The 11,243-nt window shown below is 64.1% G+C and carries 12 protein-coding genes and 1 pseudogene; 7 read left to right on the forward strand and 6 right to left on the reverse strand.

The window, feature by feature from the left end; genetic code table 11:
* The 4 genes and pseudogenes from RMO57_RS02010 to speD form a co-directional block, all read left to right on the forward strand.
* A pseudogene (locus RMO57_RS02010) lies at nucleotides 1-158 on the forward strand (threonine synthase); the annotation flags it as partial.
* Nucleotides 151-1,386: a gephyrin-like molybdotransferase Glp gene (gene glp / locus RMO57_RS02015; RefSeq protein WP_310383728.1), complete on the forward strand. Its 1,236-nt coding sequence runs from the start codon at nucleotides 151-153 to the stop codon at nucleotides 1,384-1,386. The pseudogene RMO57_RS02010 and the gene glp, both read left to right, overlap by 8 nt.
* Nucleotides 1,387-1,391: 5 nt before the next feature.
* Nucleotides 1,392-1,643, forward strand: coding sequence for a MoaD/ThiS family protein (locus tag RMO57_RS02020; RefSeq protein WP_310383745.1), 252 nt, complete (start codon nucleotides 1,392-1,394; stop codon nucleotides 1,641-1,643).
* A gap of 13 nt (nucleotides 1,644-1,656) precedes the next feature.
* On the forward strand, nucleotides 1,657-2,037 hold the full coding sequence (gene speD, locus RMO57_RS02025) for an adenosylmethionine decarboxylase (protein ID WP_310383730.1): 381 nt from the start codon (nucleotides 1,657-1,659) through the stop codon (nucleotides 2,035-2,037).
* On the opposite strand, the gene soxR is transcribed toward speD, so the two are convergent.
* Nucleotides 1,976-2,533: a redox-sensitive transcriptional activator SoxR gene (gene soxR / locus RMO57_RS02030; protein WP_310383731.1), complete on the reverse strand. Its 558-nt coding sequence runs from the start codon at nucleotides 2,531-2,533 to the stop codon at nucleotides 1,976-1,978. The genes speD and soxR overlap by 62 nt on opposite strands.
* A gap of 77 nt (nucleotides 2,534-2,610) precedes the next feature.
* On the opposite strand from soxR, the gene RMO57_RS02035 reads away from it, so the two are divergent.
* Entirely contained in the window at nucleotides 2,611-3,654 is a 1,044-nt protein-coding gene (locus tag RMO57_RS02035) for a questin oxidase family protein (RefSeq protein WP_310383733.1), read from the forward strand.
* Nucleotides 3,655-3,678: 24 nt separating this feature from the next.
* Here the strand turns inward: RMO57_RS02035 and RMO57_RS02040 are convergent, their stop codons facing one another.
* Genes RMO57_RS02040 through RMO57_RS02055 form a run of 4 tightly spaced genes read right to left on the reverse strand, consistent with a single transcriptional unit; the run spans nucleotide 3,679 to nucleotide 8,515 of the window.
* Nucleotides 3,679-5,238 carry a flavin monoamine oxidase family protein gene (locus RMO57_RS02040; RefSeq protein WP_310383735.1) on the reverse strand — a complete coding sequence of 520 codons (1,560 nt, stop codon included), beginning with the start codon at nucleotides 5,236-5,238 and terminating at the stop codon, nucleotides 3,679-3,681.
* On the reverse strand, nucleotides 5,239-6,777 hold the full coding sequence (locus tag RMO57_RS02045) for a polyamine aminopropyltransferase (RefSeq protein ID WP_310383736.1): 1,539 nt from the start codon (nucleotides 6,775-6,777) through the stop codon (nucleotides 5,239-5,241).
* Nucleotides 6,774-7,400, reverse strand: a complete 627-nt coding sequence (locus RMO57_RS02050; protein WP_310383738.1) for a DUF4276 family protein — start codon at nucleotides 7,398-7,400, stop codon at nucleotides 6,774-6,776. The genes RMO57_RS02045 and RMO57_RS02050 overlap by 4 nt, the downstream gene beginning before the upstream one ends.
* Before the next feature lie 17 nt (nucleotides 7,401-7,417).
* Nucleotides 7,418-8,515 (reverse strand): AAA family ATPase, encoded by a 1,098-nt coding sequence (locus RMO57_RS02055; RefSeq protein ID WP_310383747.1) that lies wholly within the window; start codon nucleotides 8,513-8,515, stop codon nucleotides 7,418-7,420.
* A 297-nt stretch (nucleotides 8,516-8,812) separates the two neighbouring features.
* Between RMO57_RS02055 and RMO57_RS02060 the strand changes: the two genes are divergently transcribed.
* On the forward strand, nucleotides 8,813-9,058 hold the full coding sequence (locus RMO57_RS02060) for an RNA-binding S4 domain-containing protein (RefSeq protein ID WP_310383749.1): 246 nt from the start codon (nucleotides 8,813-8,815) through the stop codon (nucleotides 9,056-9,058).
* Nucleotides 9,055-9,552, forward strand: a complete 498-nt coding sequence (rraA, locus tag RMO57_RS02065; protein ID WP_310383740.1) for a ribonuclease E activity regulator RraA — start codon at nucleotides 9,055-9,057, stop codon at nucleotides 9,550-9,552. Before RMO57_RS02060 ends, rraA begins: the two co-directional genes overlap by 4 nt.
* Before the next feature lie 11 nt (nucleotides 9,553-9,563).
* On the opposite strand, the gene RMO57_RS02070 is transcribed toward rraA, so the two are convergent.
* Nucleotides 9,564-11,243, reverse strand: a 1,680-nt coding sequence (locus tag RMO57_RS02070; RefSeq protein ID WP_310383742.1) for an EAL domain-containing protein, incomplete at its 5' end; no start/stop codon positions are given.

The raw sequence follows: 11,243 nt of genomic DNA on the forward strand, positions 1-11,243 counted from the left end.
CCTTGCCGGTCAAGTTTGCCGCCACGATAGAAGAGGCCTTGAAGCTCACGCCACCGCGCCCCGCCGGCCTTGAGAACATTGAAGCCCTGCCCAAGCGGGTGACCGTGATGCCGGTCGACACGCAAGCGGTCAAGTCCTTCATTGAAGCCCATGTCTGAGGCCGTCAAGCGCCCCGCCATGCAGAGCCTGGACGAAGCATTGGCGCGGTTGCTGGCGACCGTCAAGCCATTGGGTTCGAGCGAGACTTTACCGACCGCCGACGCACTCGGCCGGATCTTGGCCGAGCCGGTGGTGTCGCTGGTAGCCGTGCCGCCGGCCGACAACAGCAGCATGGACGGCTATGCGCTCTGCGCGGCCGATGTTGCGATCCTGGGCAGCGTGTTGCCGGTCGCGCAGCGGGTGCCGGCCGGCGTGGTCGGTGCCGTTCACCAAGCGGGCACGGCAGCGCGCATTTTTACCGGCGCGCAGATTCCCGTCGGCGCCGATGCGGTCATCATGCAAGAGCAGTGCGAGGTGGTGGTCGGCGAGGGTTTGGGCAGCGTGCGCGTCAATGCCGAGGTGCAAGCTGGGCAGTGGATTCGCCGTCGTGGCGAGGATGTGCAGGACGGTGCCACCGTGCTGGCCGCCGGCTGCCGGCTTGATGCGGCGGCGCTTGGGCTGGCGGCTTCGGTGGGCGCAGCGCAGTTGACAGTCGCGTGCCGCCCCCGCGTGGCGCTGTTCTCGACCGGCGACGAGTTGCAGATGCCGGGCGAAGCGCTGAAGCCCGGCGCGATTTACAACTCCAACCGATTTACGCTGCGCGCAATGCTGCAAGGTCTGGGCTGCGAGGTGATTGATCTCGGCATCGTGCCCGACAAGCTGGATGCCACCCGTGCCGCCTTGCGCGAAGCGGCAGCGCAGGCTGATCTGGTCATCACTTCGGGCGGTGTCTCGGTCGGTGAGGAAGATCATCTGCGTCCGGCCGTGCAGGCCGAAGGCACATTGGATCTGTGGCAGATTGCGATCAAGCCGGGCAAGCCCTTGGCCTTTGGTCGCGTTGCGGATAGAGCCTGGTTCATCGGCCTGCCCGGCAATCCGGTGTCCAGCTTTGTGACCTTTGCTTTACTGGTCAGGCCGGTGATTCTGCGTTTGCAGGGTGCCACAAGACTGCAGCCGCGCGGCTTCATGCTGCATGCCGATTTCGATTGGCCCAAAGCCGACCGGCGGCGCGAATTTCTTCGCGTGCGGATCAACGACGCCGGCGGATTGGATCTCTTCCCCAATCAAAGTTCGGGCGTGCTGACTTCGGCCGTCTGGGCCGACGGGCTCTTGGACAACCCGGCCGGCGCGGCGATTGTTGCCGGTCAACTGGTGCGTTACTTACCGATGACCGAGCTTTTGATATGAGCACCATCCAGATCCGATTGAAGTTCTTCGCCGTCTTGCGCGAGCGCCTGGGTGCGAGCGAATTGCTGCAAGTGGCCGCCGGCAGCACGGTCGGCCAGGTGCGCGATCTGCTGCTGGCCCGCTCGGCCGACCATGCCGAGCTGCTGGCCCGTGGCCGCGCGGTGCGCAGCGCCTTGAATCAGCAGCTCTGCTTTGACTCCGCCCTGCTCAGCGACGGCGACGAGCTGGCATTTTTTCCGCCGGTCACCGGCGGCTGAAGCCTCATCTGTCGTGCAAGGCCTGCACCTGACCGCTGATTTGAGCGGTGTCCGCGCCGATCTGGCCGTGATGCTGGAACCGGCCAAGCTGCAGGCGCTGTGCGTGGAGGCGGTGGCTCAGGCCGGCCTGGGCGCGGTGGCCGAGCTGTTCCATCGCTTCACACCGGCACCCGGTGAGACGCAGTCCGGCATCACCGGCGTCGTGCTGCTGGCCGAATCGCATCTGGCCGTCCACACCTGGCCGGAGTTGGGCGGCGTGACCCTCGATGTCTATGTCTGCAATATGGGCCGGGACAATAGCGCCAAGGCCAAGGCCTTGATGAGCTGTTTGATCAGCGCTTTCGCACCGACCCGGGTGGAACAGCAGGCTTTGCAGCGGGGCGGCTTGCTTTAGCGGCCGGCGGCGCGTCCCCCAACAAGTAGCGCGCACCCGGCCCGGCCTTGGCCGCGCTGTCGGCCGGGTTGTAGAGCGCGCATTTGCTCAGTGACAAGCAGCCGCAACCAATGCATGAACTTAAGGTGTCGCGCAGCCGGGTCAATTCGGCAATGCGCTGATCGAGGAGGGGCCGCCAAGCGCTTGAGAGCCGAGTCCAGTCAGCAGCCGTCGGCGTGCGCCCATCGGGCAGCTCGGCCAAGGCAGCACGAATCTGCTCCAGACTCAGCCCGACCGTTTGCGCCGCGCGGATAAAGGCGACACGGCGCAAATCACCTCTCGCATAGTGGCGCCTGCCGCCTTGTTTGCTTCCGCTGTCACTGCGTTGGCTGATCAGCAGGCCTTGGTCTTCATAAAAGCGCAGGGCGCTGGCGGCCACGCCGCTGCGCTTGGCCAAGTCACCGATTGCGAGGCGGGTGTCTGGCTTGGCTGTCTTTGGGCTTGCTGGCGTCTGCATGGCTAAAGAATAGTGCTTGACTTCAAGTTAACTTGAACTTTGAGTATAGAGGCACTGTTAACTCAACCAAGCCCATCATGACCCACACACAGGAAAACACCACCGCACTGGCCCCTTGGCTGGAACTCAATTTGCGGCAATTCCCGCTCGAGTACGGTGATCAACTCAGCAGCCATCTGCCCATGGCCATGCATGCGCTGCACAGCCTGGGTGCCGACGAGACCCGCATGGCCGCGTTTTTCAATAGCTATAGCCGTCGATTTGAGGGCATGGCGGCGCCGCCTCCAGCGGCACCGCCACAGGACTGGCTGAGCTTGCGTGGCGACTGGTCGGCCTTCGGAGCCTTGCGCAGCTATTTTGAATTGGCCTTGGCCGCGGAAGGTCGGGATGCGCTGCTGCGCCGGGTCTTGCCCGACTTGCTGCCCGGCATTTCGGCGGTCGCGTTTCATGGCGCGATTCGGCTTGCTCACGCGTTGCAGGGCGGCCATGCCGGCGAGCTGGCCGCTGCTTTGGCCTATTGGGCCAGCCGCTGGCAGCAGCTGCCGGTGCCGGCCTTGTCGCCGAGCGGTGTTGAGCCCTTGACCTTGGCTGCTTGGTCCGAGCGCTTGGTGGCCAGCGCATCCACCTGGCGCAGTCAGGCAGCCTTGATTTTCCTGCGCATGCTGGAGGCCAGCGCCAGGCCTGTGTATGCCGAGTTAGTTTGGGCAGCGCCGGCCCCCGCGCCGACCTTGCTGGCGCGTGTGGCCGAGCTGGCAAAGCTGGCCTTGGACTATTACTTGCACAGCGCCAACTTCACGGTGCTGCACATGATCACCGGCCTGCGCGCTGTGCGAGTGTTGGCACCCTGGGTGCCGGCCGATCCGCACTTTCAAATCGAGGCTCAGACCATCCTGACCGCAGCCTTTATCGCCGCCTACATGGCCGCCTATATGGCCGGGCGGGTGCAGTGGCGCGACATCCCGTTGGCGGCCGAGCCGGCGCCGACTTGGAGCGCATTGGCCGATGCGGCAACCCTGTCCGAAGACGACCACGCCATCAAACTGGTGCATGCCTGCCGCGAAGAATGGGCGGTCTATGGCGATTCACGTTACTTGCAGGCTGCCGCGATGGGCTTGCGATGAAGTGGGTCGTTAGCCGAGGCGTTGTTAGCCCGCGAGGCTTGAGCCCTGTTCATGGCCGCGCGTGTAAGCCTCCTCAAACACCGAGTAGCCGGCCAGGTCGCTGTGCGCAAAGTGAATGCGGCCTTGCGGCGTCAGCAGGGCTTGCAGCGCCGCCGAGCTGCGCACGCCGGGCAGCGGGATGCTCATCGCATGCCCCCAGCGCACCAAGTCGGCGCGCTGCAGCTGGCCGGCCAGATCGGGGTGTACGGGGCTCAACTCGGCCAAGACCTGGCCCAGCCAGTGGCGCCAATCCTGTTGCCGCAGCTCAGCGCGCCGTGCTTGCGGCAAGGCCCAGTAGGCGCTCAGCACCGTCGCGCCGGCTTGGGGCTTGAGGCTCTGGTGCATGGCGTCCACATAGCCCAGCGCTTGGCTGCCGTAGATCACATTGTCCCAGGCGGGCGGGGCGCCGATGCGCTGCAGCAGCGGCACTTTGAGCTGCAGATTGGCCACCAACCAGGGTGCATAACGCAGCTGCTTGACGGCGTCTGTCAGCGGCGCCAGGCGCTGGCCCAGCAGCTTGTTGGCAACGAGGAGCGGCGTTGCCAGCACCACCTGGTCGGCCTGCCAGCGCTCGGGCGCTTGGCCTGTCTCGTTCCAGGCCAAGACTTCGACGCCATGCTTGCCCGCCTCGACCTGCAAGACGCTGCGGCCGCGGTGAATCTGCGCCGCCAAGGGCGCGGCAATCGCGTCGGTCAAAAAGGCATTGCCTTGCGGCCAGGTCAGCACCGCCTCGCGCTCGCCGTTTGAGTTTGCCGGATGAAAGCCGTGGCGGCTGGCGAAATAGTGCAAGCCCGCCCAGGCCGACACGGTTTGGATGCCGGCGCCGTAGTCGTCGCGGCAGCAGTAGTCCAGATACCAAAGCAAATGCGGGTCTTGCAGGCCCTCAACTGCCAACCAAGCGGCGAAGGTCTGGCCGTCCAAAGCGGCATGGCCGGCGCCCCAGGCCGCGCGCCGGCTTGGCATGGCAAAGCCCAGTGTCGCCTGTGCGCTTTCAACCAAGCGCTCGAACAGCCGCTGTTGAGCGAGGGCCGCATCCGTCAATGCCGGCGGCAGCAGGCTCGCGTGCCAAGCCCCGTCAAAAAACAAGCGCTCTTGCGGGCTGTGGCAGAGATGGCGCTCGTCCCAGACTGCGCGGCCGAATTGCTGCTGCACCAGACCTAACTCTTCAAGCAACTGGTACACCTCGCGTGACTGCGAGCCGGGCAAGGGCAGGTAATGCGCGCCGGTCGGGCAGGCCATGCCGCCCATTTTGTGGGCGCGGCTATTGCCGCCGCAGGCATCTTCCAGCTCCAGCAGCGCAAAGTCGCTGCTGCCGGCCTGGCTCAGGGCCCGCGCGCAGGCAAGACCTGACACCCCGCCGCCGATGATCAGAATTTTCGTGCGGCGCAGCGGGCCGTCGCCCGGTTTTGGCAGGGCCGAGCGCAAGCGATGGCCGCGTTCGGCGTGGGCGCCACCCTCCCAGCCCCCGGCCAATTCGGGCTGGGGTGAGTCACAGCCAGCCAGCAGGGCCGCGCCGCTGCCTATCAACAGTTCACGCCTACGCACTCAATGCACCTTGCCCCACTCGGCCTCGAACTCATGCACCAGTTGCTGGTTCGACAGCCGGTTCACCTCGGTCGGCACGCGCGCCATATCGGGCGGGAAGTGCAGCAGCGCCGGCAGGCCGTGCAGGTCCAGAAATTTCAGCCCCGCCGGCAGCGCGCGCGGTGGCGCCCAGGGCCGCCGGCCGGCCAACACAAAGCCCCATTCGCCGAAGCTGGGCACATGGGCGTGGTAGGGCGTCGTTGTCAGGCCGGCCGCCTCCAGCGTGCTGACCACGGTCCAAAAGCTGCGCCGCGCGATCAGCGGCGAGGTGGTCTGCACGACCGCATATCCGCCCGCCGTCAGATGCTGGTCAACCAGCTGATAAAAGCTCGTGGTGTAGAGCTTGCCCAGCGCGAAATTGCTGGGGTCGGGGAAGTCGATCACGATCACATCGAAGTAGCCAGCCTGCTGCTCCAGCCAGCCAAACGCGTCGGCGTTGACGATCGTCAGCTTAGGGCTCAGCAGCGCGTCTTGATTCAGCTGGCGCAGCACGGGCAGGCTGGAGAACAGCCGCGTCATATGCGGGTCCAGCTCGACCAAAGTGACGCTTTGCACGCTCGGGTAACGCAATACCTCCCGCACGGCCATGCCGTCGCCGCCGCCCAAGACCAAGACCTTCTTCGGCGCGCCATGGCCGGCCATCGCCGGGTGTACGAGCGCCTCGTGATAGCGGTACTCGTCCTTGGAGTTGAATTGCAGATTGCCGTTCAGGAACAAGCGCACACCGGCATTGCCCTGGGTGACGACGACGCGCTGATAGTCCGAACTCTCGCGCAGCAGGATGTGTTCGCCGTAGAAGCGGTCCTCGGCCCAGCTGGTCAGCCGGTCAGCGCCAGCCAGGGCGGCCAGCAAGATGGCAAGTGCCACCGCGCAGGCCCAGGCATGGCTGTTCCAGGCCCGCAGTTGCGGCCGGAACAGGATCAGCGCCCAGACCGCTACCAGCACATTCAGGACGCCGAAAAACAGCCCCGTGCGCACCAGGCCGAGGTGGGGCACCAGCAGCAGCGGGAAGGCCAGGGCCACGACCAGCGCGCCGAGGTAATCAAAGGTCAGCACCTGGGAGACCAGATCGCCCAGCGCATAGCGCTCGCTGAACTGCTTTTTTAGAATCCGCATGACCAGCGGAATCTCCAGCCCGACGGGGGCGCCGACCAGCAGCACCAGGACGAAGAGCAGCACCCGAAAGGCCGACAACTGTACCCGCGGCAGCAGGCTGTGGGCGATGAACAGCGCGGCCGGCATCAGCCCGCCGACCAAGCCGACCAGCAGCTCGATCTTCAAAAACTGTGCCACCAGCTGGCGTTTCAGATAGCGGCTCAACCACGAGCCCAGACCCATCGCGAACAGATAAGTGCCGATGATGGTGGAGAACTGCAGCACCGAGTCACCGAGCAAGTAACTGGCCAGCGCACCGGCCGTCAACTCATAGACCAGGCCGCAGGCGGCGACGATGAAGACGCTGGCAAGCAGCAGCAGTTCGGCGGGGGAAGGGCGGATCAAGGTTTACGTCGCGCGAGTTCGTCGATGAAGCGCTCCGCCCAGGGCGAAGCGTTGACGATCAGGCTCGGCTTGACGAGGGCCAGCAGTTTGAATGAATGCGCGCCTTTGCCGTATGGATCTTTGGGTTCGCACTTGGCGCTGGCGGTTGCCAAGGCCTTGTAGACGGCCGTCTTCGAGATGCCCTCGACAGGCCCCTTGGGCAGCTCTGCCTTTTTGAAACCTTGCCCGAAAAATAGTGCTGTCGCGGCCCAGTCAGCCAAAAACCAGCTTTCCATGCACTGCGTCATCAGGTGGCAGTCGGCGTCGGTCGCGGCCGAGGGCCGATGCCACCCATCGCGGGTGAGTAGGTGTGCCCACGGCATGAAGTTGGTCAGTGGCTTGGTGCAGTGAGCGCTGCTGACCGCCTCCTCGCTGTCGACCAGAAGCAAGGCGTTCTTGCCCAGGGTGATGGCCGTGGTGAAGCTGTCGAACGCGTGGTCACGACCACCGCAGACCACCACGCGGGGGCGGCGCGTGGCACCCAACACAGTACCCTCGAAGAAGACTGACATCGCCTGCCGGAAATCGGCTTGCAACGCCGCGCTGCCCGCGCCGCTGCCGCCTCCCTCGGCATAAACGAACACATCGTTTTTGATCCGCGCTACCACCGCGTGCCCCCAATCTCGCCGCGAGTCCACAACTCACCCAGTCGGAACGATGTCAGCCACGGTTGCAGATCGGCAGCATCCAATCGCTCAATCTGCGTGCCTTTGGCGTTGCGCTCACAAACCAAGACGGATTCCGGAGTCTCAGACAAGGCATCAATCAACGCCGGTGCATGCGTCGTGGCAATGATTTGGGTGCGCGAACTGGCTTCAATCAGCAAGCGTGCCAGCGAGGGCAACACGTCGGGATGAAGCCCAAGTTCTGGCTCTTCAATCACAATCAAGGGCGGCGGCGTCGGGTCGCAGAGCAAGGCGAGCAGGGACAAATAACGCAGCGTGCCATCTGACAAACGTGTCGCCGGCATGATGCCATTGGCTTCGATCAGGAAGACTTGTGCGGTGCCACCTTCGACGCGCACATCAATGTCTTCGACCCCGTTGTAGATCAGTTTGAGCGCTTCGAGCAGTTGCTTGCGTGCCCCAACGTTCATGCGCAGGCGATTGATGATCAGCCCCAGGTTGGAACTGTCTTGCTCCAAGCGGTCATTTGGTAGATCGGTTTTCTGCGGCAGGCGCGGGGCGGCGTAGCGGCCGAAGGTCCATTCTCGGTACAGCCGCATGGCGCGCAGTTGGTCGCCGACCCAAGTCAGCTCCGGATACAGGTCGGTATCGCGCTTCTGCGCCAAGATGGATTGGTCGGGCTGGATCGATTCCCGCAGCAATTTTCGAGTGCCAAGCGAGTTGTTGGACGTATTCAGAACCGGGTGACCGTCGTTCCAGCGGTAATAAAAGTAGGGTTGAGTTGATCCCGCTGAAGGGTGTTCGTTCTCCAAGTACTCGTTGCTGATCTCGAAGCGCCCCCCCTCACCGTGGAAGGAAATTCCAAAGCGAAAATCGGTGGTCTTGTTTGGGCTGACGATCAAGGCCTCTATCGACGCTTCCGGCGACGACGTTGTCGCCGATGACTTGTGCAACCAATCATTCAAGCCGCCGCCATCCCGGATCGGGCGGGTAATTTGATCGGGAGCCGCCTGCAGCAAGGCCAGGGTTTCAAGGAAATTTGACTTGCCGGAGCCGTTCGGCCCGATCAGCACATTCAACGCCCTCAGCTTGGTTGGGCCGGAATCCGGGCCATAGCTCAGCAGATTCTTGATCTGAATTTGCTTGATCAGCATTGAATACTCTCTACAAAGTTTGGGCTTTTCGCAAGCGTTGAATCTTAATGGCTTGGCGAACCAAACCGTCGCGTTCATCGGTATCCCGGGTTTCATTGAGAAGGCGGCGGATCCTCGAATAGTGGGCTTTTGCTCGTAACCCTCCTCTACAAGGAGTACGTTCCAATTTCAGCGCTTCGACGACCAAGCCATGTTTGAGACAATTGCAGCATGAAGATCTCTCAAATTGAATTCGAATTGCGCGGCGAGTACATCGAGCTGGACAAGCTGCTCAAGGCCAATGGCTTGGTCGAGAGCGGTGGCCGCGCCCGGGTGCTGATCAGCGAGGGCCATGTGCAGGTCAACGGCCAGGACGAGTTGCGCAAGACCGCCAAGATCCGCGCCGGCCAGGTGGTGTCCATGCACGGGGTGCGCATCAAGGTCTTGGCCGACCCCTTGTCGAATGAGGCGGTGCTGCCATGACCCAGGCCTTTTCGACCTGTGATTTCTGTGACGCCCACAAGAGCGATGACTCGGGCAACTTCCGCTGGCTCCCCGGCGTGTTTCGCAGTTATGGCGGCCTGTCCAGCTTTGCCGGCCCGGTCAGCACGGTCAAGTGCTTTGATGACAACAGCCTGGTCAAGGCCGCCGTCGAGAGCCCCGGACACGGGCGCGTCTTGGTGGTGGACGGCGCCGGCTCATTGCGGCGGGCTCTATTGGGTGGGCAATTGGGTATGGCCGCAGCCCACCATGGCTGGGCCGGACTCTTGATCAATGGCTGCGTGCGCGATGTGGCCGAGCTGGCGCAGGCGCAGCTCGGTATCTTGGCGCTCGGCCATGTGCCGATGCCGACCGATCGCAAGGGCCAAGGCCTGGCCGATGTGCTGCTGCACCTGCACGGTGTCAGCATTCGCCCCGGTGACTGGCTGTATGCCGACGCTGACGGCGTGGTGATCAGCGCAACTCGTTTGACTTAGCCCAACTCAAATCAGCGTAGCTTCAACCAAGCCTGCAGGTCCTGCGCCGACTGCGGGCGGGCGAACAAATAGCCCTGCGCGATTTCGCAGCCGGCCTCGATCAAGACGCGGCGCTGGCCCTCGGTCTCTACACCTTCGGCCACTACGGCCAGCCCCAAGGCGCGGCCAATGCCGATCACGGCGCTGGACAGGGCGCGGTCATCGGCGTCGGTCTCCAGGTCGCGCACAAAGCTCTTGTCGAGCTTGAGCTCGCTGACCGGCAGGCGCTTCAAATAGCTCAGGCTGGAGTAGCCGGTGCCGAAGTCGTCGATAGACAAACGCACGCCCATCGCATGCAGCTGATTGAGCTGATCCACCGTGCGCGGCGCGTGTTCCAGCAGCAGCCGCTCGGTCATCTCCAGCGTGATCTGTTCGGCGTGCAAATCATGCTTTTGCAGCAGTGAGTGCACATGCGCGGCCACATCGTCTTGCTGAAAGCGGGTGGGCGACACATTGACCGCCACCGCTTGAATAGCCACGCCTTGCTCGCGCCAACTTGCCAGTTGAGCGCAGGCCGCCTCCAGCACCCAGGCATCCAGCGCATTGACCAGGCCGCATTCCTCGGCCATCGGGATGAAGGTGTCGGGCGGCACTTGCCCGTGCAGCGGGTGCCACCAGCGCAGCAAGGCCTCGGCGCCGACCAGCACGCCGTCGCTCAAGCGCAGCTTGGGCTGGTAGTGCAGGGCCAGCGTGTTGCTGGACAAGGCTTGGCGCAGCGCACTTTCAAGCGCCACGCGGGTGTCCAGCGCTTGATTCATCGCCGGCAGGTAAAAGCGTGCGCAGTTGCGGCCGGCCCGCTTGGCTTCGTACATGGCGATGTCGGCATGCTTGAGCAACTTGTCCAGCTCATGGCCGTCCTCCGGGAAGCAGCTCACGCCGATGCTGGCGCTGATCAGCAACGGCGCAGCCTGGTCCGCCAACTCCAGCGGCGACGCCAAGCTCGCCAGCAGCTTGGCCGCCACTTGCATGGCATAACTGGCGTTGCAGCCGGGCAACCAGGCGACAAATTCGTCGCCACCAAAGCGGGCCAGGGTGTCCGCCTCGCGCAGGCAAGCGCTCAGGCGCTGCGCGGCTTGGCGCAGCACCTGGTCGCCGCTGGCGTGGCCGAGGGTGTCGTTGACGGTCTTGAATCTATCCAAGTCCAGCAACAGCAAGGCCGCCGGTGCGCCTGCGCGCTCGGCCAGTGGCAAGCCCTGCCGAACCCGGTCGGCAAACAAAGTGCGATTGGGCAAGCCGGTCACGCCGTCGAAATAGGCCAGCCGTTCGATCTGGTGCAGATGCTCGTCATGCTTGAGCGCCACCGTGCAGAGCTGCTCACAGGCCTCGACCATGCGGCGATGAAACGGCGCCACATCGCGCGCCTCGCGGTAATACAGCGCAAAGCTAGCGCCCACCTTTTGCGGATTCAAAAATATCGGCGTCGACCAGCATGCGCCCAGGCCAAAGGACAGGGCCAAGGCCCGGTAGTCGACCCAAAGCGGGTCATTGGCAATATCGCTGACCTGCACGGCCTTGCCGCGCCACGCCGCCGTGCCGCAGGAGCCGACCGACGGGCCGATGGCCAGCCCGTCCAAGGCGGCGCTGAAATTGGAGGGCAGGCTGGGTGCCGCCAAGGGGTGCAGCAGGCCGGCCTCGTCCACCGCCAACACCGA

The organism is Roseateles sp. (genome assembly GCF_031397715.1).
In the GTDB taxonomy this organism is placed as follows: domain Bacteria; phylum Pseudomonadota; class Gammaproteobacteria; order Burkholderiales; family Burkholderiaceae_C; genus Paucibacter_A.